Below are 23,660 nucleotides of genomic sequence, written 5' to 3'. Positions count from 1 at the left end.
CCATACATAAAACATTAAGTTCGTCTGAGAAAATTTTAGGCATTCAAATGCCGCAAGGGACTGAACTTGAATTATTTACACCCAATCAATTGTCCTCATTGAGACAAGCCAAATTTCCTCAACCCGTATTATTTGGAAAGCTGCAAATTAACAGCATGAAAATTCCTCGTGGTATTGATTTGGAACTTTTTGATGATCGTTCAACCACATTAATGGGTACAGGTAAGGATACGATCGAAGGTTGGAATTGTCAGCTGATGAGCTATATTCAAGTCTATTTAGATGATGCTGGCAACATCATTGGTTTAGAGCACTGTAATCTTGCTCAAGATACGCAGCTAGAAAATATTATACTTGTGGCACAGGCAGATATTGAACGTTCTAAATATCAAAAATATCCAGACAACTTTGTTTCTACAGATTACTGGCGGATTCACAATCCTCTCACCCAATACAAAGCTGTTTCCCTACAATGGGCAAATGTCTATTTGGATCAAAATAAACAACTCATCGGAATTGAAAATGGCACACTGACAGAAAAATTAACCTTAGGCGATATTCAATATCCAGCAAATACTGAATTCAATTTATTGGTTCATCCTTTAACACAAAATGAAACTTGGTTATTTACCCCGCCCAATGATCAAAATGCGGTTGCTCGCAATGGCAAAGTCTATACGCATGATCAAACGATTCTTCAGCGCCCTAATGGCAAAATTGAACAAATCCTCAATAGCAATGATCCTAGAATTTTAGCCCGAAGAATGAATCATTAATGCTTAAATATTGATATTCCCAACAGTATAGGCATTTTTCAAGGTCTTTTATTTTTATCTCTAATATTTATTTACAATTATTCATTTCAATTTTCAAATTCTTGACCACATGCTTCGCGTATAACAATTTACTGCCATTTAAAGATAAATAGAATTCTGCTAGCCTAATCAACAAGGTCAAGAACTGGCTTTTAAACTCGATCAGCACTCATAAAATTAAACGCAAAGTACCAAAAATTAGATATTTTTTTTAACTTTTAAGCTGTTTGATAAAAAAACAAACAAATTCACAAAGATTCTGTTGTAAAAAACAACAAAATCTTTATAATCCAACTAAACAGACAAGTCTGTATAATTTGCTGAAAAAAACGAATGACCAGTGCATTCAGAGGGTATAAGAATAAATATAAGAAGATGCTTCAAGCATCTCTTTACCTAACAATTTATTGTTATGACAATAAATTGTTAGGTATATAAAAAACTTATCAGCAAAGCGCGATTCACTTCAAGTGGTCGCGCTTTTTTATTTTCAAGTTTAAGTAGTAAATTAAACAGATCAGCAAGCGCAAATCAATATTACTTATGCTTGCAACCTAGGATTTCAACAAACTTAAAGGTTAAACTGAACTCGGTTGAGCTAAAGCCAATTCCATCTGAATCAGGGTTTCTACCCGTCTCCAATAATCATCCAAACACACTTGCTGAGGATCTATTTGCGCCTGAATCGTCATTCCGTCAAGAAGACTCGACAAGAAAGAAGCAAGTTGAATATCTTGTTTAACACCTAAATGACGCAACGCATTACTCAAATGCCCTTTTAACCACTCTTTATAGTCAGTTGCAGGTTGGAGTGATGACGGATAAACTTTTGAAATTTCTTCTACGGCTTTTTGGAACATACAACCATTAAAATCTTCGCTATGAAACCATGCGTTGTACCATGTAAAGATGGCTTTAATATGAGATAAATAATCTTGTGGATCACATTTAGCGATTGCAGCATCTAATGATTCTTGCAAATTGAGATTTCTCGTGACCAAACATTCTTCAATCAATTTGGCTTTAGATGGAAAATATTTATAAAAAGTCATTTTTGCAACGCCAGACTCACTAATAATTCGGTCTATACCGATAGAATTATAACTATATGTATTAAAGAGATTCAACGCTGTATTAATGATGTCCTCTTTTTTTGACATTTGTTTTTACCTGATGTACAAAAATTTAAGATTAAAATTAAAGCATTAGCTTATAAGAACAGCACATAAATACGAATTACTTCAAGTGTATGCTAAGAATTATATCTTAAATTCATATGAATACTGAGTTTTTATAAAAAAACATCAAGACTACAAAGGCAAGTATATGAAATATAAAATATTAAACCTGTATAAATACTAGCAAAACAAATTGTTTTTTACTATTATAAAAACGGCAAAATTAAAATTTTAATGCAGCATATGAGCATATTATCTTTCACGCAATCTGAACATACTCGTTTCGAGTTGCTGCATTTCATTCAAAATTCCTTGCAACCTGAATTATGGCAGCAAAATACTCAAGCTATCGCAAACTTAAAACGGCAAACACACTGTCATATTTTATTTAAGCATCCCATATTAGTCCAGTTGAATCAAAGCCAGCTGACGCTTGAACAGCTTAAATTCATTCATATTAATTATTTTACCGCGATTGTTAAAAATTTTACAGATGCACTTAGCATGGTAATTTATCAAGCCGTTAGCCTCGAAAAAAACCATAATATTCATCCAGAAAATAGGATTGCAGCTAAAATATATGCACGCTACTTACTGTCGCTAAACTTAATTGATGAACTGGGTTTCAATACACACCAACTCGAAAAAAGCGCTGCATCCAAATCACATCTGGTTTATTTTTTAAAATTGATGCAGCAGTTGGAATTAGATCCATTAGATCCATTAGATCAGCAACAGACTGAAATAGAAGCTTTCGCATTGGCTCAATTTATTCACCAACATATCAATTCTTATACAGAATTATTGCTCATTTTGGCTTGTACAGAATTGCAAGTCATAAAGTTTAGTGAAGCACTCCGCAACAACATGTCGATTTACAACAGTAAATTTATTGAAGGTTATTATGCTTGTCATGGGCTGGCTGATCAAAATGACGCGACCCTTGCCAATGATGACAACCATCAAGATGACATTTGGACCCTACTGATACAATGCTATGATCAAAACAACCAACAGTATTTGGACCAAGTCCAGTCTGAGTATTTAGAACTCTGGAATAATTTTTGGAGCAAAATGGCAACCCGTATAACTGAAATTTAAACGCTTGCCTCATGATGGTTTTTTGATCCCATTGCTGAGATCAAAAATACCTTATTGTGGTTTAGATGAGCGTCATTGTAGTACTTGTTGAGTCGGCATATTTTGTTTACGTTCTTGTAATGCTTTCTTCATCACCTGATAACCGCCTGTTAAGCCTAAAGTCGCCATAATCACAGCCACAATAATATCTGGCAACATGCTTCCTGTACCAAACACCCCAAGTGCTGCAAAGATTACTGCGACATTTCCAATCGCATCATTACGACTACACAGCCAAACAGACTGCATATTGGAATCCCCATCTCTAAAAGCGTAAAGCACAAGGGCTGAAATCACATTGGCGATTAAAGCCAATACACCAATCGCTCCCATGGTAATCGCTTCTGGAGGGATCCCTTTCGTATAAGCATAAATCGTTTTGCCAATCACGACAAAACCAAAAATTGCCATGATTGCCCCTTTAAATAAGGCAACGGTCGCTCGCCAGTACAGACTTGCGCCTAACACCGCTAAAGAGACGGCATAATTGACCGAGTCACCAAAAAAATCCAGAGAATCCGCCCAAAGTGCAGAAGAATGTGCATACGCCCCACCAATCAATTCAACAAAAAACATGGCAAGGTTAATAAACAGTGCAATCCACAAAGCCGTTCTAAACTTGCTATTCGGTTTCTGTGGTGCAGGTTCATGACTACATGTACACGCCATGACACTTCTCCTTGATTCAATATAAATGGACTTATCTGCTTATTTTCAGTCAAGTTGGCGCTTTAAAGAAAATCAGCACATGCGTCAACAATGATGAAAAAATCAGCTATACTGCTATTTAAAACTATGGAGTTAGTCCAAGGTCAAGTTGATTCAGGAAAATAAGCCATGCAGCAATACTTAATTAGTGACCTCGCTAAAAAAACTCAGCTGTCGACGGATACTGTGCGTTTTTATGAGAAAAAAAATTTAATCAGATCCAGTTACCGTGCAGATAATAATTATAAATATTATGATGATGAAACATTAAAGCGGCTTATTTTTATTAAACGTTGCCGCGCATTAGATATGACCTTACATGAAATTACTCAACTTTTAGAGCATCTACAACATCCTGAACAAGGTTGTAAAATCATTGACCAATTGATTGAAGAACATATTCGACATGTAGAAACTCGAATATATGAATTACAGCATTTTAAATCGCAACTGCATGAATTACGTCAATCCTGCTCATCAAACACCACCATTGATCATTGTCAGATTGTCAAAAAACTTGAAGCTTCGGAATAATTTACATTGTGTTGAATGGGTCTTTCGGCTATTCCCTCTGCTGATTGAGCCCATCTGCCGATTTAAAAACAGTTTTGCGCAGCCATAGCGAAACACTGACCAACGCAATCAATACAGGGACTTCAACCAAAGGACCAATAATCGTGGTAAATGCGACAGGTGAAGCCAATCCAAATGTTGCAATCGCGACAGCAAGTGCCAACTCAAAGTTATTTCCTGCTGCGGTAAAAGAAATCGCCGTAGTTTTAGGATAATCATTGCCCATCCATTTGCTCATAAAAAAGCTCAGGAAGAACATCACCACAAAATACAGGGTTAATGGGATGGCAATTCGCAGTACATCGAATGGTAAGCTAACTACATCCGCCCCTTTTAAACTAAACATCGCTACAATGGTAAATAACAATGCCAATAAACTTAGCGGACTGACTTTAGCGATAAACGTATGTTGATACCAATCTAATCCTTTACGTTTAACTAGAATGATCCGGCTTAGAAAGCCCAATAAAAATGGGATACCTAAATAGATTAAAACCGCATGTGTAATCGTCCAGAAGCTAACATCAATAACTTTTCCTGCTACACCAAAATACGGTGGTAGAACTGTTAAAAACAACCAAGCATAAGTACTAAAAAAGACGATTTGGAAAATACTATTAAAAGCAACCAAAGCTGCGACATATTGGTTATCACCACATGCTAAATTATTCCATACCAATACCATCGCAATACAACGTGCTAAACCAATAAGAATTAAACCCGTCATATATTCAGGATAAGCATGTAAAAACACAATCGCTAAGGCAAACATCAGGCACGGCGCGATTAACCAGTTTTGTAGCAAAGACAAAGTCAGCGTTCGTTTATCTTTGAAGACTTCAGCTAAGGTCGCATAATCCACTTTGGCAAGTGGCGGATACATCATCAAAATTAAACCTATCGCAATGGGTATATTGACTGAATCTAGGCTTAAACGATTTAAAGCCACAGTAGCCTGCGGGAAATATACGCTGATGCAGATCCCCAATCCCATCGCAATAAAGATCCATAAAGTTAAATTTCGATCTAAGAAAGAGAGCCGCGAAGTTGACTGATTTGAGTTCATAACAGCTTACTCACAACAACTGTTGATCTGGATCAAGTCTGAACGACCCACAACTGAATTCGCAGTTTGCGCTGCAATTATTTTTAATACAGCATTGGCCCATTCTGGTAATTCAGGATTTAAACGGTAATACACCCATTGGCCTTTGCGTTGATCAAGTAAAATGGACAAATTCCTCAACAAGGCCAAGTGTCTAGAAATTTTTGGCTGGCTTAAATTTAAGGCTTCGGTGATTTCACAAACACAAACATTCCCCTGTGCCAACACAAGTTTTAAAATATCCAAACGAGTTGGGTCAGATAAGCACTTAAAGAAATCAGGTTGATCCATCGCAATTACTCAATTTTATGGTTTATCATATTCACTATTGCGAATATACGCATATCCATATATAAATGCAATATTGCTTTTTAACAGAGAGTCGATCGATGCCATCTCAAATTAAGATTTATCATAATCCTGCCTGTGGGACTTCACGTAATACCCTTGCACTCATTCGAAATGCAGGTATCGAACCTGAAGTGATCGAGTATTTACAGTATCCGCCAAGCAAAGCACAACTCATCGATTTGATTCAGCAATCTGCTTTGTCGGTACGAGATGCAATACGTAAAAATGTTGATGTTTATAAAACCTTAAAACTAGATCAAACAGAATGGACTGACGATCAACTGCTTAATTTCATGTTGCAATACCCGATTTTAATCAATCGCCCCTTTGTCGTGACTGAATTGGGTGTTCGTTTATGTAGACCATCTGAATTGGTTTTAGATCTCTTATCTGTGCCACAGCGTGCTGCTTTTAGTAAAGAAGATGGTGAAATTATTATCGATCAGCAATTAAAAAGGCTTAAATAATTTTTTAGGGTTTTTCAAAAAACCCAATTAATTAAACATAAAATATTGAATATTAAGTGTTTTAATGAAAATTCACCCAGTTAATCCTGAGTGTTTTACTAGGTTGAATCTTATTTTCAAACCCTTACAATAAAACCATATTTTTAGTATGCCTTTTAAATTTATATGAGCATCTCACACATTACTGAACTCCTATCACCAGCTGGATCATTGAAGAATATGCGTTATGCATTTGCTTACGGTGCCGATGCGGTATATGCAGGTCAACCTCGCTATAGCTTGCGAGTTCGTAATAATGAGTTTGATCATGATCATTTAAAAATAGGGATTGCTGAAGCGCATGCCTTAGGCAAAAAATTTTATGTGGTGGTGAATATTCAACCACATAATGCTAAATTAAAAAATTTTATTCGTGATCTTGAACCTGTGGTCGCCATGCAACCTGATGCACTGATCATGTCAGATCCTGGCTTGATCATGCTGGTTCGAGAAAATTTCCCACAAATATCCATCCATCTGTCTGTACAGGCAAATGCGGTCAATTGGGCAACCGTAAAATTTTGGAAAAATATGGGACTCACCCGTGTCATTTTGTCACGTGAGTTATCTATCGAGGAAATTGAAGAAATTAAACAGAATGTACCCGATATGGAAATCGAAGTGTTCGTACACGGTGCACTCTGTATGGCTTATTCCGGTCGTTGCTTACTTTCAGGCTATATGAATAAACGTGATGCAAATCAAGGCGCTTGCACCAATGCATGTCGCTGGGAATACAATATTCACGAAGCAACAGAAGATGCATCTGGGGATGTCATTCCAGTCCAACAACTGGAGACAGCATCAGACTGTTGCAACAATAAAGATGCCGACGAGCAACACGCTATACAACAACATCAATTTGGCGAACCGGTTTTATTACAACGTCATAAAGAAGACATGTTTGCTGCTGAAGAAGACCAACATGGCACTTACTTTATGAACTCTAAAGACTTACGTGCAGTTCAACATGTAGATCGTTTAACCAAGATGGGCATTCATTCCTTAAAAATCGAAGGACGCACCAAATCTTACTTTTATTGCGCTAGAACAGCACAAATTTATCGCAAAGCGATTGATGATGCGCTACAAGGAAAACCTTTTGATCGGGCGTTAATGTCACAACTCGAAGGTTTAGCCAATCGAGGTTATACCGAAGGTTTCTTACGCCGCCATGTCCATGCCGAATATCAAAACTATGCAACGGGATCTTCTCAATTTGATCATCAACAATTTGTTGGTGAAGTGCTTGAACGCAACGATGATTACATCAAGATTGAGGTAAAGAATCGTTTTGTTGTGGGTGACTCCATGGAACTCATGACCACATCTGGCAACATCACATTTATTCTTTATGAAATTTTAGATAAAAATAGACAACCGATCATAGATGCAAAAGGCTCAGGATATATTGTAGAAATTCCAATTCCTGCCGATATTGATATGCAATATGCCTTATTAATTAGAAACTTACCAAATTCGACTGCTGATATTTCAGCATCATCATTGGCTTACCAAGCAGTTTAGGATATCGAAATGGCTTTAATGATTACAGACCAGTGCATCAATTGTGATATGTGTGTACCAGAATGCCCCAATCAGGCAATTTTTGAGGGCGAAAAGTTCTATGAAATTGATACACAGCGTTGTACTGAATGTGTCGGATTTTATGAACATCAAACCTGTGTGGATGTCTGTCCGATTGAATGTATTGTTCAAAATCCACAACATATAGAAAGCAAAGCGCAATTATTAAATCGCTTTCATTATCTAAGTTTGTTTGGCTAAGACAAAATGCGACACCAATTCTAATCTTGGAACGTATTTTGCTTAGTTAACGCATAGGTTCAGATAATAATAACAATAAAGAAAATGGAGCTGAGCTGTATGGCAACACAGCTCATAAAAAGGGGAAAACAATAACATTAGGGAAAAGCCAAGGTGTATTTGGGGAACACTTTGGCTTTTTTCTTATTTAAAAAATCACGTTTGATTTAAATTTTAATTTCAAGATAGGTAATTTAAGCAAAAAGCTAAGCGACGAAAAAATTCATAGATCTTTATTCATAGGCAAAATTTTGCGAAAACTTCTCCTTACACCACTGTTTGACTTCATTCACAATAAAATCAGCATCTGGCAAAGTTAAAAAATAGTAATTCCATGCCGTTTCAACACACGGCGATACAATTTTCAGCCGTCCTTGTTGTAAATCATTGGCAATCGAAATGCGGCTTAATAATGCAATCCCCTGCCCAGACAATACAGCCTGAATTGCATGACTTTCTTGCGTATAAAATACCTGCGCTTGCCCTGCTTGAATATGTAAGCCTTGTTTTTCAAACCATTTCTGCCAATTGACTCGATTTGGACAGTATTCATCTCCCCAGGTAAAGTGAATCAATGGCACAGTCGTCCAGTTCATAGTTGCAATATCCAAAGAGGGATGCCCGACTGCAACATATTCATCAACTGCTAATAATTCTGCATCAACATCTTGATAGCCCCCTGAACCATACCGAATCGCTAAATCATAGAGACCAGACGTCATATTAACGAGGTCATAACTTGCGTGTACCCGAAACATAATATTGGGAAAGCGACTTTGTAACTCTGGCAAATAGGGAATAATCCACTCACTTGCAAAGGATGGTGTTGTGGTAATGGTAAATAATCTTTGTTTATTTTGCTCAAGTTGAAACAAAGCCGTTTGAATCTGCCCAAAACCTGATTGCACATGCTTAAGCAAATACTCTCCTTCTGGCGTCAGGCTGATCGAGCGTGTACGCCGCTCGAATAATTGAATATTCAATTGCTGTTCCAGCTTCTTGATACGATGGCTTAAGGCGGTAGGTGTTAAAAACAATTGGTCTGCTGCTTTTTTAAAGCTGAGTTGTTCAGCAACATACTGAAAGGCCAACAACTGCTCCAAGGAATTATGCAAAACCACCAAAGATCACCGTGTAAAATATAAATGAATTATATTCAGTTATAACATGTATTTTTATCGTTTGTTGTTTTTTCCATATTCTATAAAAATCAATTTGAACAAACAACAAATTGAGTAATGATCATGGCAAATATACTTAAAATAGATACTAGTTTAAGAACAGGTATTTCAGGTACACACCCACATGGTTCTTTAAGCCGACGCTTAACCGCATTATTTATTGATCAATGGAATGAAATTGATTCATCTGTACAAGTTAAACATCGTGATTTAGGTCAAAACCCACCGCCTTATATTGATGAAGAGTGGATCATTTCTGAATTTGGCTATGCAGAATCTGAAGAAAAGGCGCAACAACGCTTACAACTGAGTAATGAATTTATCGAGGAATTGCACTGGGCAGATATTATTGTGCTTGGTGTGCCAATGTATAACTTTGGCCCACCTGCACATTTAAAGGCCTATATTGATCACATCGTGAGAATGAATAAAACCTACACATTTGATCTCAGCAAAGAACAACCTTACTCAGGGCTGTTAGATCATCAAAAAACCATGATTATCCTTTCTGCCCGTGGTGGGCATGACTTTGATGCAGTTGATGCGCCATTTCCCAATCATGCTGAACCCGCAATAAAAACAGCATTCAATTTTATTGGTATCGAAAAATTTCATGAAATTGCGATTGAGTATCAGGAATTTGGTGGCGAGTTGTTAGCACAATCGATCCAAGCAGCAGAACAGAAAACCATTGCACTTGTTCAAGAGCTGCAACATTAACAAAGCTTATTTTCGCAAGCTCTATTCAATAGCATTCAATCTCCAACAAAAAAAGGAATTGAGCTGTTAGCAACTCAATTCCTATCAAGGGTAAAACATGAGATAAATGTTAAGACAAGCCAAAGTGCTCATTGGGACACTTTGGCTTGCTTTTCAACGTGCAATCATCGAAAGATTATTGACCTGAACGAATGATGTAATCGAATGCAGATAAAGACGCTTTTGCACCCTCACCAGCTGCAATAATGATTTGTTTATAAGGCACTGTTGTACAGTCACCCGCAGCAAATACACCTTTTACATTGGTTTCATTACGATCATTCACCACAATTTCATTACGGTTTGAGAGCTCTACAGCAGTTGCTTTTAAGAAATCTGTGTTTGGTAATAAACCAATTTGTACAAAGATTCCCGCAAGTTCAATGGTATGCAATTCGTCTGTTGCACGGTCTTTATACTTCAACCCTGTCACAATCGAACCATCACCAATCACTTCTGTAGATAGTGCATTCAAAATCACCGTGGTATTTGGCAAACTATTCAATTTATCTTGAAGCACTTGGTCAGCACGAAGTTGAGTATCAAACTCGATCAATGTGACATGTTCAACAATACCTGCAAGATCAATTGCGGCCTCTACACCTGAGTTACCCCCACCAATCACGGCAACCTTCTTACCTTTAAATAATGGGCCATCACAGTGTGGGCAATACGCAACACCACGTGTTTTATACTCTTTCTCACCCGGTACATTCATCTCTCTCCAACGCGCACCTGTAGATAAGATGACCGTTTTTGATTCAAGTTTTGCACCATTTTCCAGTTCAATTTCAACTAAACCGTTGGCTGTTTGATCTGCACCGACAATGTTTTTCACTTTTTGTAAGTTCATAATGTCCACACCGTACTCACGTACATGCGCTTCCATATCTGAACCAAACTTAGGACCTTGTGTTTTCTGTACTGAGATAAAGTTTTCAATATCCATGGTGTCCATGACTTGACCACCAAAGCGCTCAGAAACAATACCTGTGCGAATCCCTTTACGTGCAGCATAAACCGCAGATGTTGCACCAGCAGGCCCACCACCAATCACCAATACATCAAACGCGTCTTTAGCATTCAGCTTTTCAGCATCTTTAGCTGCAGCACCACTGTCCAATTTCGCAACAATTTCTTCCAAAGTCATACGACCTTGACCAATATGTTCGCCATTTTGGAAAACCATAGGTACAGCCAAAATTTTGCGTTCTTCAACTTCATCTTGGAAGAATGCACCATCGATCATGGTTGCTGTAGTGCCTGGATTATTAATTGCAATCAAGTTAAGTGCTTGAACAACATCTGGGCAGTTATGGCAGCTTAAAGAAACAAATACATCAAAATTTGCAGTCAGGTTTAAACCTTTAACTTGAGCCAAGATTTCATCAGAAACTTTTGGCGCATAACCTGATACTTGTAATAAAGCTAAAATTAACGAGGTAAACTCATGCCCCATCGGTAAACCAGCAAAGAATACACGAGGTTGTTCACCTACTTTTGCAATACCAAAGCTCGGTTTACGATCATTCTGACCATCGAAACGTGCAGTCACTTGATCTGACAGTGCAGCAATTTCAGTCACCAATTCTTTAATTTTGTCTGACTTATCAGAACCATTTAAAGAAGCAACAATTTCAATTGGGCTCTCAAGACGCTCTAACAATGTTTTTAATTGAGCAGAAGTATTTGTATCTAACATGCTAACAATCTCCAAGGGAGTAAATTTCTTTCGTTGAATGTATATTACGTCTATTTAAAAAATAGATAAAACAGTTTGTTTTTATTAAATCAATCGGTTTTTTAGTTTAACAAAAATCAACGACTTTCTCATCAGCATATCCCCCTATTCTCAAATTTAAATTCTTTAATGCTGGTATATATATGGGCATTGACTAGAAAATCAATAGACATCCCCCCGACTTCCTCGAAACTTAAAATTAGATTAATTTTCAACAAAAATAATATTTCTTCGACCATCTCTCTACAAAAAATCATGCGCAGCCAAGCCACAAAGTTTTAAGCTAAATTTATGTTGTGGTTTCTCCAATTAAGTACAACAAGGTGTACTTATTCACAATTCCTGAATAAATAAGTGAAGAGGTAAAACAATGAAAATAGAGTTCGTATTCGATATCGTCTATCCAATGAGTTATGTGGCGTTTGAAAAACTCAAACAACATTGGAATCAACCCATGGCGAAAAAAATCGAATTATTACCTGTGCAAGTTTTACCAGAAATTCCAGAACAAGGCTTAGATGTTTATCAATACCTAACTGAAAGATATGGAACCAAAGAAGCCAATCGTAAACTTGATATGGCAAAATTTGCTGCCTATAGTCAAGATTTAACCGTGGATATTGAGCATATGAAGCGTATGCCCAATAGCCGCTTAGCCCATCAGGCGATATTGGCTTTAGATAATATCTTTGACCAATTCGCATTAACGCAGGCTTTATTCCATGCCATATTCGCCCATGGTAAAGACATTGCCAACCCTGAAGTGCTGAAACAAATCATTGAAGGTATGGGCTTGGATGGCACGAAAGTTCTACGTTCTATTCAACATAAGGAAATCGCAGATAAACAAACTGAGATTACTCATTATGTACAAGGTTTCGGTAAACACCCTACCCCCTACTATATTGTGGATGGTGAAATTTGGGATAAAACCTTTGATACCTTAGAACTGAAAGATCTGATTACCAACCGAGCGAAAGATGTCGCTTAGGACAACGAGATTTAATTTTAGAACAATAAAAAAGCACTTTTGTGATTAGCAAAAGTGCTTTTTTATCAAGATTTTTACAAAGTATAAGCTTTGTAGCGTTGCACTAACCGATACGATGACCAATTCGGTGTAAACGTTTGGCAATTCGACTTGCCACCCAATAAATCATCAAGCTAAAAAATAAACTGAGTGCTGAAATTCCCCATAAAATCTTTTCAACAATGTTCGACCAAAAGCTTGCACGACTCACTTGCGCTTCAACACCTTGCGCAATCGGGGAAAGCGCTCGATTAAATACCTGATGTTGAATTGTCCATAATTGCTCAGGTTTAAAGCCATATTCTAAAAAGCGCGAATCGGATTGCTCCGCTTTAATCAATTTTTCTGTGTAAACCGTAGCCACAACCTTATCAACAGGTTTATGCATCAACGCAGTTTGTGCCAATAAATAGCTTTGTACTGTTTCAGGCGCATCAGATCTTTGCAGATATTGATAAATATCGCTTTGCTGAATGTTTTGATCATACTTTATAAATGATTTTAACTCTTTGTCTTCATCATCTTTAAGATCATATTGCACATAAGTCAAACCAGACCATAGCACAATCAAGGATAACAGCCATGCAACAAATTTAAGGATAAAAGATTGAAAGCGCACTTTTAAAAAGCGAATTTTTTTTAATACACCCACAATAATAAATGCGCCAATAAAAGATACAATTAATTTTAAGATCAACCAGCCAAACCATGACAATGCATTCATCAGGTAGTCTGGTTGATGAATATATTCTCTTAACTGCTGATCTAGAATATATGGCAAGTGTAATTGATGAACCTGTTGTGCTACACCAAACAAGTTAAAAACCAATTCCTGTTGAAAAAAAACAGAAACTAAACTTGCGATACCCACAGAGGATAAAACCACAGTCGAAACCATCAAATTCCGTTTTCGATGCTGAAGTATTTTTAATCCATGTTCGATCTGTTGAATATCTACAGGATATTGAGTTTTTTCAGTCAACCTTTACACCTTTAGATGAGATTGTGCCAAGATTTAAGCTTTGGCTTAGGATTGATGCGTACTGGTATCTAATACCAACTGTTGTAAATTCGATTGAAGCGCTTTAATCCGAGTCGAAGCCTCTTCACGTTTTTGCATGCCCTCTTTCTGAATTTGAATGACATCATTTACAGTTTTAATCAGGGTATTTTGAACATGTTCAAGCGTTTCAATATCAATCACTGAACGTTGATTGGCTTTGGCAGTATCCACAGAATTTTGATGAAGTAAATCTGCATTGCGTTTTAATAGCTCATTGGTTGCATCATCAATCGTGTTGGCAAGTTGTACACTATTACGTTGCTCATTTAGAGAAATTGCCAAGCTGATCTGGTTTTTCCATGCGGGTAAAGTAATATTTTTAATCGCATAAAATTTATCGACCAACATCATATTATTAGATTGAATAATACGAATCATCGGTAAGGTTTGCATTGCAGATTGTTGCAAGACTTGTAAATCACTGACCCGCTTTTCTAAATTGTTGGCTAAATGGTTAAGGTCATAAACACGCTGATTGGTTTTAGGATCTTGCTCTTGCTGAGATAAAGTCGCAATTTCTTGCTGCACTTCGACTTGCTTAATTCGACCTGCGGCAATATAAATACCCAGTTGTCGATATTCCTCTTGTACCCCATTAAACATTCGATCTAATGTATCTACCCGCGCTTTCAAACCTGTTTGTGATGTTTCAATTTCTTTGACCAATGAATCTATTTGCTCTTTGGTGGTATTAAAATGTTGATCAAAGCTTTGCTTAGCACCTTTAAATTTACTGAGTATACTACCAATAAATCCTGAGTTTTTTGATTGATTCAAAATGCTGGATGTATTCAATTGCTGAGCAACTTGCACAACTTCATTTAATTTTTGCCCAGTCACATCTAAGTCTTTATTTTTGACCAAGTTGAGTAATTCATCTGTATATGAGGATGTTTTGGTCGCAATATTTTTACCATATTCAGCAACAGATGCATGATTAATATTGGCCAAGTCTTTATGCGCATTTACAACTTCATTAAAATCTTCAGTATTTAAACCTATTTCTTTCAAATTCAATTGTTCAAACTTTTGCAATTCCAACGGCGTATTGGATTGTTCAGTTAATGCTTGATGATTCGAATCGCTCATACTTGTATCCTATTTATTTTCTAATGATTTCTTTAATGATTGAATTAATTTATCACGACTTTTATCCAGTTCTTCAGTCCTTGTAAAAGAATTCTGCGCACTACTCTGTTTGACATGATATTGCCATGCAGGAATCAGCACATGCTGAGCTTCATTAAAGCGATCAAGTAAGCTCAATGAAAGTTGTTGTGTTAACTGCATTTGTGCTAACGCAATATCATTACTGGCTTGTAACGTTTGTAGCGTATTGACTTTCTTAGACAACCGCTCTGCAAAGTTATCCAAGGGATGACGATGTTGTACAAAAGCAGGATATTCATGTAAAAATTCCTGCGCTGCACGAATATATTTCGCCATTTGCTCTCTTAAACCATTGGCTTGTTGGAATCTTGCTTCCGACTTTTGAATTTCGATTTGTAATCTTTGACTCAAATGTTTGGCTTCATCAATTAAACTTTCTAAATCATTTAAATATTTGACTTGCCCGACACTAAACTCCAAATCCAAGCCTAACCATTTTTGTATCGCATTGAATTTACGTTGATTTAGCTTTTTTTTGGATGCAGATAATTGTTGAATAATTTGTGCAATAATTTGACTCAGCTTTTGTGTCAAACTTGGATCAATGGATTTTAACAGTACCGATTGTGCTTGAATCAACTGATCGGCATATAAATTCAGTCGTGTTTGATTGTCGAGTAATGGAACCAAATCATTTCTTTTAATCGAAAGTAATTCATCAGAACTACATGAGATCTGTTCAAGCGGTGTAAGTACAGTAAATTGCTTCATATCAGTTCAAAATGAATAACTTTTCAATGATTTAAGGGAAATCAATCAACAAACCCTTTCTATTTAAAACTTATAATACAAATTAGGAAGAAAGCCCATACAAATAGCAAAAAACATACAGATAGCAAAAAGCCAGTTTTTATAAACTGGCTTTTTGCTATAACACAATGTGTTAAAAACGATCATTTTATCTGTATTGATTTGACTGTTACGGCCTTGGTTGTCTATTCGCTTGATAACGACGATAACCTGTCAGCCCTAATAACCCAAGAAGACTCAACCAACCCAATGAACCACCGCCACTGACCCGTGGGCTTCCCGGCGCAGTACCCGAGTTAATCAAGGTGACTGTAGCCGCGTCAAACTTTGTATTTTCAGGAGTAGAAATTTTTCCATCAGCATCATACACATAGTAGGTAAATTTATAACTAAATGGATCAAGCGTACTTCTGAGTTGAATATGGACTTTACCACCATAGCAAGTATATTTATTGTCTTCACCAGGACAAGGCCCACTACGATCCGCGGTAATAACAACTGGGTCAATATCCTTACCAATTCGAATTGGCAATTCAACCCCATCCGCATTGACATAAAATTTTGGTTTATTGGGCTTCTCTGTTAACGCAGCAGCATTACCATCACCATCATCATTGGCGTATTGCAGTAAATCTACATCAATCGCTTTGGTTGAGCCATATTCAATATTAAATGTCGCATCTTTAGCAATAGGTGCAATATTGGTAAATTTTCCAATTACATAACCTGAAGATTTAATACTTGGATTTGTCTTTAACTCAAGTTTATAGCTACAGAACTCACTATCACCCGATGGTGTAACACTGTCATCTTTACGCCATAACATAATTCTCTTTAAGTCTGGATTCCATCTACACAGAAAGTTTGGATCTTTGTTTCCTACAAACACATTCTTGTCGTCCAACATACCGACACCAAGTGGTTCTACAATCACATCATAATTGTCAGCAGTTAAATGTTTTACCACCCGAACATCATTACCTTTATCATCTTTGGTTATAATTTCTGCAGGTAGATTAGCAACAAAAGGATCCATAAAAATCGTGCGATATTGCTGGTCAGATTTGGTGTATTTGATTAATTTACTATATAGTTCTGACTGAATTTTATAATAAGGGAGATAATCTTGATTGGTTGCTGGATCAGCAATCAACTTATTATAATTATCCAATATGCTCTGATAAGAATTAAGTGCCACAACAACCGAAGTATTCATTGCAATCAGGTTATTGGCAGTGAGACGTAAAACCTCTGTAGAACCAATATCGCATGAGTTGGCCACATCATTGGGGCCATTTGAATTTTCTGCAATCACCCGCGTGACACCACGCTGATCAGTTGCACTACAGCCATTGTATCCTATATCAACTAAATCTTTATCCGTGCCTAAATTTTGAGGGAAATACATCGGCATAAAGCCAGTAGACTCACTCGGCGGTTCTAACTTACTTAAAATGGACGAAAATTCAATATTACTCACATCCAACGTATAATCTTTGCCCTCTTTAGTCACCTGCTCTGCAACTTCACATTGATCATCACCAGCAGCCAACTTTAAAGCATTATACGTAAGTATTACACCCGAACCTTCAACTTTACTGACATCCCCATTTGCATAACGGCAAGATTTTCCTTTATTGTAAGCCAATATATTATGGCTTAATCTCTTCAGACTATTTTTACTATACAATAAGGTTGACCAAGCATCATTCTCTACAATGGTATTGCTGAGCAGAAACAAAGAAGACTGGTCACTCAAACTAACATCGCCTTGTGGTGTCAATTTACTAAACTGAATGATGCTACCTTGACTCGGGCTTGCGGTATTATGAGTCATGGTATTTGCTGTAAAGGCCACTGTAGGTTGTCCACAAAAACTAAGCATACTGAGGCTATCTGTAGCACCATTACCAATAAAAGTTGCACCACTCACTGCAATGCTACGTATCGTAGATCCTAAATTATCATCACAAGTCATTCCAAGTGCACTGCCCTGTTCAGCTTTATTGGTCTGGAATACACCATAATTTATGGTCAATGAACTTGAGACATCATTTAAATAAATTGCCCCACCTGCTTTCGCATTGGAATCTATAATGTTTACATTATTTAAGGTGAGCGCACCACCAGCATAAATTGCCCCACCCACCTTATTATTGCTGTCATTTAAACTCGAACCATTTTTTAAAATTACATCATTCAGTGTTAGACTCGGCTTATTTTCATAAATGGTATTGAAAATACGTGAGCTCCCTTGTCCTGAAATTGTGGTTCTTATTGGGGTTGCAGCAGGAAAACTATTGGTTAATACATCTGGTCGGCTATAATCAGCAGGCTCTTTACCCACAATGGAAACATCTGAGTTGGGTCTTAATTCTTTAGTCAGCTTATATTCACCTGCTTCCAACTGAATTACATTGGGTACTGTTGAATAAACCTGTCCTGCACTACAGCCACCATAAGCTTTATGTGTAGCGGCAGCGTGTAACGCCTCTCTTAATGAACACTTGTCAGGATTTGTGCCATCCTCATCGTCAAAGGTGGTTACATAAATCGGTTTTTCACCTTCTGCAGCCATAAGGGTCATGGTCGACAATACAACAAGTGTCAGAAATCCTTTTTTATAATTTTTCATATGTAATCCTTTACTTATATTTGATCCGTTGATAGCCTGCTAAACCAATCAGCCCAATAATTGAAAGAAATCCTAAACTTCCACCAGAGGTCTTTACTTTATAGTTTTTAAAATCATCAGGCTTTCTTTGTACAACTTTTCCAGGGATCGTAATATAGGGATTATCCGATTTATTAAAACTTGTGGTTGAAGTCACCACATTAATTTTAAATTCATCTGAACCTTGCCATTGACCATTCGGCGTATACACAATATCACCTGTCTGATTTATCGTCATGGTGCCTTTAGATGGCGTATTGGTTTGAATAATCTTTAAACAACCCATTTGCCAAGGCTTACCGTTATCATCTAATTCGCGATTAAAAATTTGCTTACACTTTTCAGCACTAACAAGTTCACCATCTTGTAATTGATTTGAGATTGAAAACTTAGCTGTCTCACCATATAAAATATCTTGCCCAACTGCTGAAATATCTGCGGGATCAATCACCAGCTCAATTGCACCACGATCACATAATTCTGAATTGGTATATCTTTTTTTGCCACGCTGATCAACAGGTGAACAAGGGGTTATTTTATCTTCAGGTTCTGGACCATGATTAATAATCAAAGAGTCTTGAGCAGAATTATAACTCGGTAAAATTCTTGGTAAAAAATAACCTAAAGCTACACTCGGTGCCTCAGTAAATGGGCATAAAATCCCATTGGTATTGAAGTCACACTTGCCTTCTGTGGTACTTCCAGCAATCAGTTGTATATTGCCCAAAGCTGTCGCTTTAAAACCATTACATCCTGAAGAATAAAGGTTATTCTTGATCTGTTCTGCCTCACCACCAGACACAATCGTACAATCTTGTGTACCATTTTTGGCAATAATACTATTTGCAACAAAACCTTTCTTTTGAGGGGCATCTACAATGAGACCCATACTATTGAGGATCATGGTGATATTGTTGAGCTGCATAGCATCGAAAACTTTAACCACATAGCCTTTATTGCTGAAAATCGTACTATTTTCAATCCCATAGGGCGTAGCAGAACCAAAGGCTTTTAGTGCATCTTCAGAAAATTGATTTTTTGTTTCAAAGTTTGAACTTGTAGCATCGGTAACTTCATTATCTCGAATCAATGATTGTGTGATAACAAATGCAGGTAATTCGGTATAAATGACACCACCGCGTACCGCTTTATTGCCTTTGATTAAGGTCTTGTTAATAGCAACGATACTTAATGCGGTATTCGCAGCATAAATACCTGCGTTATAGATTGCCCCACCTTCTTCAGCATGACCCTCTAAAAGCTGGCTATTACTTATAAGTAAAGCCTCTTTGTTATAGATCAGGCCACCTTGCTTAGCACATAACTCTTGACCACAACCTTTTAAGGTAATTTCATTGAATGAAACTTTCAGCATTGCCGGTGGTGGTGTTTCTGTCGAATCTATATTTTTTTCGATCTGAAATAAACGTTCTTTTCCAACCATTTTAATAATGGCATTGTTTTTACCTACAAGTGATTGTGTATTATTTACATTACTCTCATAAGTCGAACCAAATGCGACATCTTTTAATATTCGGATTTGGCTATTTAATAAATACTCTTTATTGCCTTGTAGTCTAATCTCCGAATTAACATCTTTACCACCACCACAACCATTATAGCCAGCTTCAGGCTTTCCCTGATTGACATATTCAACTGCTTCTCTTAATGAACACTGATTATCAGCTTTTACAATATCATCTGTGGTAGTCACAGTAATACTTGCACTAAATGCCTGACCAGTAATACATAATAATCCTAAGCCTATGCCCCGTTTGAGCATTATAGTCTCCTTGATTTCTTTTAATTATTTCTTATTAGCCAGCATTACGCTTTGCTATCAGTCCTTTTTGCGTACTTTGTCACACACAATAAAAATTCTCAAGAATTTTCATCGGCCGATCTATTGACTTCACCTCTTGTGTTACGCGCACTCAACAATAGTAAAAATCAACTATTGTCGATATTCATCAATCAATGCATAGAGCTGCCTTAAAGTTGCATGAGATAATTTAGTCTTCTCACCCTTTAATAACTTTTCTAGCTGTTCAACAGACTGAAGTAGTGTACTCGTTTGATGTGGCCCATGTAATAGCAAATATTCCGTTATTTGTGGGTCAAAATGTACACCCCGACGTTCCAACACAGAATGCAATAAAGCATGTCGATCTGCATAGGACTGTCCACTCGGTACTTTTACACTGACTGCCTGAGTAAGGCGAGATTGTAGGTCTGGTAATTCTAGCTTTAATTCTATCGGCGCAAATCGTGATGAAAACACCAACTGTCCGCCATCTTCGTTATTGTTATTAATCAGATGAAATACCGCTTTTTGCCAATGTGGTACGCCACTAATGGCCTCGATATCATCCAAGGCAACCAAATCATAGCTTTCTAATGAGGTAATTGCTTCTATAGGTGCATCAAGTAGTTCTAAGAGCGAAACTTTAATCGCAGATTTTCCAATCTCTAAATAAGAATCGCAAATCGCCGTGAGTAAATGACTTTTCCCTGTTCCAGCACCACCATAGATGTAGAAACGATTCATCAGCCCTGCATGAAGCTGACGCACAGCATCAATTACAGGTCCCCAACCTGGCCCAGAAAAATCACTAATTCTGGCATCCAGTTGTGGTTCTATATCCAACTGTAATTGACGCATATATTCAAATCATTCCTAAAGTGGATTTTGATCATTTTTAATCGATTGATCAGTATCTTGCGTGTTTTTAACTTCAATATCAAGATCAACTTTGTCGCTTTCGACTGAAATTGTTTCAGTAGTGCCATTATTTTGTATAGTCACTAAAGTATCCTCCGCTTTAAAGAACTGACTTTCTTGATATAAATCTTTGAGATGCTTGAGTAAAACCACGATAACAGCTGCAACTGGCAGTGCGATCAACATCCCCACAAAGCCACCCAACTGAGCCCCCGCAAGTACTGCAAATACCACAGCTACAGGAGATAAACCAATTTTATCACCCAATAAGAACGGTTGAAGAATATATCCTTCGATGAGCTGCCCTACACCAAATACAGCCAGAACCATCAATAAATGCTTTGGATCTAGACCAAACTGGAAAAAACAGGCGATCACTGCCGCAATAATTCCGACGCCAAAACCAAGATATGGAATGATACTGCACAGTCCCGCAATCATACCAATAATTAATCCAACCTCTAAACCCACCAACTGCAAGCCTACAGCATAGACGATTCCCAATAAAATCATCACAAGGAATTGTCCTTTGACAAAAGCCCCCAAAACGCTATGACATTCACCGACAATTTTAAGTACATTGCTTTCATATTGACGGGGAATAAAACTTTTTAAGTGTTCCAACATCCGCTTCCAATCAAGCAAGAAATAGAATGCAATAATTGGAATTAAAACAATTGTTCCGCCGATCGAAATAAAACTCAGTCCAGATTGGGCAATTTTTAAAGCCATCGCTTGAATACTGTCCGCACTATAGTTGGTCTGAACATACTCCATCACCACTTTAGAAATTTGGTCTGTATCCAATTCCATATGTTCAACATTGAAATTGTTGGATAACCACGGTAAGAAAGTAGAATTCACCCAATGGATTCCCGCAGGAATACTGTCACGGGCATAAATTAATTGTTTCCAAACCAAGGGCACAACAAACCATATTGCCCAAGTCAGTAACACGCCTATTCCAATAAAAACCACCGAAATAGAGAGCCACCTTGGTAAAACTTTTGACAGCTTATCCACCACTGGACTAAATAAATAGGCAACCAGAAAAGCCGCAACAAAAGGAATCACTACAGGTTTTAATAAATATAAAATCCATAAAACTAAAGCAATTCCAGCAAGGATAAAAATTCGTTTTAAAGTCCGATCGTGCATCGAATCACGCCTTTTTCAAATTTATTCGTTATGGAGGGGAAAATATTTTCATAAAGATAGCATTTTAGTGCAGAAATAACATAAGAGTTTCGTATATTCGGGTATAATCCCCGCGCGAATGCGGAGACTTCAATTATGAGCAACTCAACTTCTACCCCAAACACTGGTTTAAGCTATAAAGACGCTGGTGTCGATATTGAAGCGGGCGACGCACTTGTCGATCGAATCAAATCTGTCGCTAAACGTACAACACGCCCTGAAGTAATGGGTGGTTTAGGCGGCTTCGGCGCACTTTGCAAAATCCCTAAAGGTTATGAAGAACCTGTTCTTGTATCTGGTACAGATGGTGTCGGTACAAAATTACGTTTAGCATTGAACTTAAATCGTCATGACACGATTGGTCAAGACTTGGTTGCAATGTGTGTAAACGATCTTCTTGTATGTGGTGCTGAACCTCTATTCTTCCTCGATTATTACGCAACTGGACATTTAAATGTTGATGTTGCTGCAAATGTTGTGACGGGTATTGGTAAAGGTTGTGAGCTTGCAGGCTGCGCATTGGTCGGTGGTGAAACTGCTGAAATGCCAGGAATGTATGAAGGTGAAGACTATGACCTCGCAGGTTTCTCTGTGGGTGTGGTTGAAGCAAGCAAAATCATTGATGGTACGAAAGTAAAAGCAGGTGATGTTCTTATCGGCTTAGCCTCTTCTGGTGCACACTCAAACGGTTATTCTTTACTTCGTAAAATCTTAGACGTGAAAAACGTCGATTTAACTCAAATTGTAGATGGTCGTCCGCTTGCAGATGTTGCAATGGAACCAACACGTATTTATGTAAAACCAGTACTTGAGCTGTGCAAACAAGTTGATGTCCATGCAATGGCACACATCACAGGCGGCGGTTTACCTGGTAATTTACCTCGCGTACTTCCAAATGGCGCTCAAGCGGTGATTAATGAATCGTCTTGGCAATGGCCTGAATTGTTCAAACTTTTACAACGTGAAGGTGCTGTAGAACAATTTGAAATGTACCGCACATTTAACTGTGGTGTGGGTATGGTCATTGCAGTTGATGCTGCTGATGCTGACAAAACTATTGAAGTTTTGACTGCTCAAGGCGAAAAAGCATGGACAATTGGTCATATTCAAGAAAATGCGGCTTCTATTGAAGGCGCAGATGAAAAAATTCGTGTGATTTTTGCATAAGTC

The 23,660-nt window shown here is 37.4% G+C and carries 22 protein-coding genes; 9 read left to right on the top strand and 13 right to left on the bottom strand.

Going from position 1 to position 23,660, the window contains the following annotated elements:
• Positions 1 to 47 precede the first annotated feature (47 nt).
• Positions 48 to 776: a hypothetical protein gene (locus FHR28_RS21100; RefSeq protein ID WP_228722116.1), complete on the top strand. Its 729-nt coding sequence runs from the start codon at positions 48 to 50 to the stop codon at positions 774 to 776.
• Positions 777 to 1,393: 617 nt separating this feature from the next.
• Here FHR28_RS21100 and FHR28_RS21095 read toward each other — a convergent pair.
• The gene (locus FHR28_RS21095) at positions 1,394 to 1,975 is read right to left on the bottom strand and encodes a TetR/AcrR family transcriptional regulator (RefSeq protein WP_004721722.1); all 582 of its coding nucleotides are present in this window, start codon (positions 1,973 to 1,975) and stop codon (positions 1,394 to 1,396) included.
• A 261-nt stretch (positions 1,976 to 2,236) separates the two neighbouring features.
• Here FHR28_RS21095 and FHR28_RS21090 point away from each other — a divergent pair, with 261 nt between their 5' ends.
• Positions 2,237 to 3,094, top strand: a complete 858-nt coding sequence (locus FHR28_RS21090; RefSeq protein WP_166783479.1) for a hypothetical protein — start codon at positions 2,237 to 2,239, stop codon at positions 3,092 to 3,094.
• Positions 3,095 to 3,166: 72 nt separating this feature from the next.
• On the opposite strand, the gene FHR28_RS21085 is transcribed toward FHR28_RS21090, so the two are convergent.
• A complete protein-coding gene (locus tag FHR28_RS21085; RefSeq protein ID WP_004721726.1) occupies positions 3,167 to 3,802 on the bottom strand; it encodes a cation transporter in 636 nt (211 codons plus the stop codon).
• Positions 3,803 to 3,970: 168 nt separating this feature from the next.
• Between FHR28_RS21085 and FHR28_RS21080 the strand changes: the two genes are divergently transcribed.
• The gene (locus FHR28_RS21080) at positions 3,971 to 4,375 is read left to right on the top strand and encodes a Cd(II)/Pb(II)-responsive transcriptional regulator (protein ID WP_004721728.1); all 405 of its coding nucleotides are present in this window, start codon (positions 3,971 to 3,973) and stop codon (positions 4,373 to 4,375) included.
• A gap of 28 nt (positions 4,376 to 4,403) precedes the next feature.
• Here FHR28_RS21080 and arsB read toward each other — a convergent pair whose 3' ends face one another.
• Together arsB and FHR28_RS21070 are read right to left on the bottom strand one after the other, a co-directional pair.
• The gene (gene arsB, locus FHR28_RS21075; RefSeq protein WP_151956872.1) at positions 4,404 to 5,480 is read right to left on the bottom strand and encodes an ACR3 family arsenite efflux transporter; all 1,077 of its coding nucleotides are present in this window, start codon (positions 5,478 to 5,480) and stop codon (positions 4,404 to 4,406) included.
• 6 nt (positions 5,481 to 5,486) lie between these two features.
• Positions 5,487 to 5,810 carry an ArsR/SmtB family transcription factor gene (locus FHR28_RS21070; RefSeq protein ID WP_151956871.1) on the bottom strand — a complete coding sequence of 108 codons (324 nt, stop codon included), beginning with the start codon at positions 5,808 to 5,810 and terminating at the stop codon, positions 5,487 to 5,489.
• Positions 5,811 to 5,908: 98 nt separating this feature from the next.
• On the opposite strand from FHR28_RS21070, the gene arsC reads away from it, so the two are divergent.
• From arsC to FHR28_RS21055, 3 genes are all read left to right on the top strand, one after another.
• Positions 5,909 to 6,337, top strand: coding sequence for an arsenate reductase (glutaredoxin) (gene arsC, locus FHR28_RS21065; protein WP_151956870.1), 429 nt, complete (start codon positions 5,909 to 5,911; stop codon positions 6,335 to 6,337).
• A 165-nt stretch (positions 6,338 to 6,502) separates the two neighbouring features.
• Entirely contained in the window at positions 6,503 to 7,903 is a 1,401-nt protein-coding gene (gene yegQ / locus FHR28_RS21060; RefSeq protein ID WP_035371560.1) for a tRNA 5-hydroxyuridine modification protein YegQ, read from the top strand.
• 9 nt (positions 7,904 to 7,912) lie between these two features.
• Positions 7,913 to 8,164, top strand: coding sequence for a YfhL family 4Fe-4S dicluster ferredoxin (locus tag FHR28_RS21055; protein ID WP_004721738.1), 252 nt, complete (start codon positions 7,913 to 7,915; stop codon positions 8,162 to 8,164).
• A gap of 272 nt (positions 8,165 to 8,436) precedes the next feature.
• Here FHR28_RS21055 and FHR28_RS21050 read toward each other — a convergent pair whose 3' ends face one another.
• Positions 8,437 to 9,294, bottom strand: a complete 858-nt coding sequence (locus FHR28_RS21050) for a LysR substrate-binding domain-containing protein (RefSeq protein ID WP_166783478.1) — start codon at positions 9,292 to 9,294, stop codon at positions 8,437 to 8,439.
• A gap of 153 nt (positions 9,295 to 9,447) precedes the next feature.
• Here FHR28_RS21050 and FHR28_RS21045 point away from each other — a divergent pair, with 153 nt between their 5' ends.
• Positions 9,448 to 10,104, top strand: a complete 657-nt coding sequence (locus tag FHR28_RS21045) for an FMN-dependent NADH-azoreductase (RefSeq protein ID WP_056515873.1) — start codon at positions 9,448 to 9,450, stop codon at positions 10,102 to 10,104.
• A gap of 175 nt (positions 10,105 to 10,279) precedes the next feature.
• Here FHR28_RS21045 and ahpF read toward each other — a convergent pair whose 3' ends face one another.
• Positions 10,280 to 11,845, bottom strand: a complete 1,566-nt coding sequence (gene ahpF / locus FHR28_RS21040; RefSeq protein WP_151956868.1) for an alkyl hydroperoxide reductase subunit F — start codon at positions 11,843 to 11,845, stop codon at positions 10,280 to 10,282.
• Between the two features lie 409 nt (positions 11,846 to 12,254).
• Here ahpF and FHR28_RS21035 point away from each other — a divergent pair, with 409 nt between their 5' ends.
• The gene (locus tag FHR28_RS21035; protein ID WP_004721747.1) at positions 12,255 to 12,875 is read left to right on the top strand and encodes a DsbA family oxidoreductase; all 621 of its coding nucleotides are present in this window, start codon (positions 12,255 to 12,257) and stop codon (positions 12,873 to 12,875) included.
• Between the two features lie 103 nt (positions 12,876 to 12,978).
• Here the strand turns inward: FHR28_RS21035 and FHR28_RS21030 are convergent, their stop codons facing one another.
• The 7 genes from FHR28_RS21030 to cxpE all read right to left on the bottom strand — a co-directional run bounded on the left by FHR28_RS21030 (position 12,979) and on the right by cxpE (position 22,451).
• Positions 12,979 to 13,896 carry a hypothetical protein gene (locus FHR28_RS21030; RefSeq protein ID WP_166783477.1) on the bottom strand — a complete coding sequence of 306 codons (918 nt, stop codon included), beginning with the start codon at positions 13,894 to 13,896 and terminating at the stop codon, positions 12,979 to 12,981.
• A gap of 45 nt (positions 13,897 to 13,941) precedes the next feature.
• The gene (locus FHR28_RS21025; protein ID WP_004820278.1) at positions 13,942 to 15,066 is read right to left on the bottom strand and encodes a toxic anion resistance protein; all 1,125 of its coding nucleotides are present in this window, start codon (positions 15,064 to 15,066) and stop codon (positions 13,942 to 13,944) included.
• A 9-nt stretch (positions 15,067 to 15,075) separates the two neighbouring features.
• Positions 15,076 to 15,858 carry a tellurium resistance protein gene (locus FHR28_RS21020; RefSeq protein ID WP_166783476.1) on the bottom strand — a complete coding sequence of 261 codons (783 nt, stop codon included), beginning with the start codon at positions 15,856 to 15,858 and terminating at the stop codon, positions 15,076 to 15,078.
• Between the two features lie 208 nt (positions 15,859 to 16,066).
• Positions 16,067 to 18,532 carry a CSLREA domain-containing protein gene (locus FHR28_RS21015; RefSeq protein ID WP_166783475.1) on the bottom strand — a complete coding sequence of 822 codons (2,466 nt, stop codon included), beginning with the start codon at positions 18,530 to 18,532 and terminating at the stop codon, positions 16,067 to 16,069.
• Positions 18,533 to 18,542: 10 nt separating this feature from the next.
• Positions 18,543 to 20,354 (bottom strand): rhombotarget A, encoded by a 1,812-nt coding sequence (gene rbtA / locus FHR28_RS21010; protein ID WP_166783474.1) that lies wholly within the window; start codon positions 20,352 to 20,354, stop codon positions 18,543 to 18,545.
• Between the two features lie 171 nt (positions 20,355 to 20,525).
• The gene (gene hda / locus FHR28_RS21005) at positions 20,526 to 21,233 is read right to left on the bottom strand and encodes a DnaA regulatory inactivator Hda (RefSeq protein ID WP_004721759.1); all 708 of its coding nucleotides are present in this window, start codon (positions 21,231 to 21,233) and stop codon (positions 20,526 to 20,528) included.
• A gap of 15 nt (positions 21,234 to 21,248) precedes the next feature.
• Complete coding sequence (cxpE, locus tag FHR28_RS21000; protein WP_004721760.1) at positions 21,249 to 22,451, bottom strand: chloramphenicol efflux transporter CxpE; 1,203 nt, start codon at positions 22,449 to 22,451, stop codon at positions 21,249 to 21,251.
• Between the two features lie 135 nt (positions 22,452 to 22,586).
• Here cxpE and purM point away from each other — a divergent pair, with 135 nt between their 5' ends.
• Positions 22,587 to 23,657 (top strand): phosphoribosylformylglycinamidine cyclo-ligase, encoded by a 1,071-nt coding sequence (gene purM / locus FHR28_RS20995; RefSeq protein WP_166783473.1) that lies wholly within the window; start codon positions 22,587 to 22,589, stop codon positions 23,655 to 23,657.
• Positions 23,658 to 23,660: the final 3 nt, after the last annotated feature.

It is taken from the genome of Acinetobacter sp. BIGb0196 (assembly GCF_011759595.1).
Classification (GTDB): Bacteria; Pseudomonadota; Gammaproteobacteria; order Pseudomonadales; family Moraxellaceae; genus Acinetobacter; species Acinetobacter guillouiae.
Note: the sequence above shows the minus strand (reverse complement) of the source record. Positions and strands in the feature narration are given on the sequence as shown.

Excerpts from the sequence above, each read along its gene's own strand:
- FHR28_RS21100 (WP_228722116.1), top strand. The coding sequence starts at position 48 with ATGCCGCAAGGGACTGAACTTGAATTATTTACACCCAATCAATTGTCC.
- FHR28_RS21095 (WP_004721722.1), bottom strand. The coding sequence starts at position 1,975 with ATGTCAAAAAAAGAGGACATCATTAATACAGCGTTGAATCTCTTTAAT.
- FHR28_RS21090 (WP_166783479.1), top strand. The coding sequence starts at position 2,237 with ATGAGCATATTATCTTTCACGCAATCTGAACATACTCGTTTCGAGTTG.
- FHR28_RS21085 (WP_004721726.1), bottom strand. The coding sequence starts at position 3,802 with ATGGCGTGTACATGTAGTCATGAACCTGCACCACAGAAACCGAATAGC.
- FHR28_RS21080 (WP_004721728.1), top strand. The coding sequence starts at position 3,971 with ATGCAGCAATACTTAATTAGTGACCTCGCTAAAAAAACTCAGCTGTCG.
- arsB (WP_151956872.1), bottom strand. The coding sequence starts at position 5,480 with ATGAACTCAAATCAGTCAACTTCGCGGCTCTCTTTCTTAGATCGAAAT.
- FHR28_RS21070 (WP_151956871.1), bottom strand. The coding sequence starts at position 5,810 with ATGGATCAACCTGATTTCTTTAAGTGCTTATCTGACCCAACTCGTTTG.
- arsC (WP_151956870.1), top strand. The coding sequence starts at position 5,909 with ATGCCATCTCAAATTAAGATTTATCATAATCCTGCCTGTGGGACTTCA.
- yegQ (WP_035371560.1), top strand. The coding sequence starts at position 6,503 with ATGAGCATCTCACACATTACTGAACTCCTATCACCAGCTGGATCATTG.
- FHR28_RS21055 (WP_004721738.1), top strand. The coding sequence starts at position 7,913 with ATGGCTTTAATGATTACAGACCAGTGCATCAATTGTGATATGTGTGTA.
- FHR28_RS21045 (WP_056515873.1), top strand. The coding sequence starts at position 9,448 with ATGGCAAATATACTTAAAATAGATACTAGTTTAAGAACAGGTATTTCA.
- ahpF (WP_151956868.1), bottom strand. The coding sequence starts at position 11,845 with ATGTTAGATACAAATACTTCTGCTCAATTAAAAACATTGTTAGAGCGT.
- FHR28_RS21035 (WP_004721747.1), top strand. The coding sequence starts at position 12,255 with ATGAAAATAGAGTTCGTATTCGATATCGTCTATCCAATGAGTTATGTG.
- FHR28_RS21025 (WP_004820278.1), bottom strand. The coding sequence starts at position 15,066 with ATGAGCGATTCGAATCATCAAGCATTAACTGAACAATCCAATACGCCG.
- FHR28_RS21020 (WP_166783476.1), bottom strand. The coding sequence starts at position 15,858 with ATGAAGCAATTTACTGTACTTACACCGCTTGAACAGATCTCATGTAGT.
- FHR28_RS21015 (WP_166783475.1), bottom strand. The coding sequence starts at position 18,532 with ATGAAAAATTATAAAAAAGGATTTCTGACACTTGTTGTATTGTCGACC.
- rbtA (WP_166783474.1), bottom strand. The coding sequence starts at position 20,354 with ATGCTCAAACGGGGCATAGGCTTAGGATTATTATGTATTACTGGTCAG.
- hda (WP_004721759.1), bottom strand. The coding sequence starts at position 21,233 with ATGCGTCAATTACAGTTGGATATAGAACCACAACTGGATGCCAGAATT.
- cxpE (WP_004721760.1), bottom strand. The coding sequence starts at position 22,451 with ATGCACGATCGGACTTTAAAACGAATTTTTATCCTTGCTGGAATTGCT.
- purM (WP_166783473.1), top strand. The coding sequence starts at position 22,587 with ATGAGCAACTCAACTTCTACCCCAAACACTGGTTTAAGCTATAAAGAC.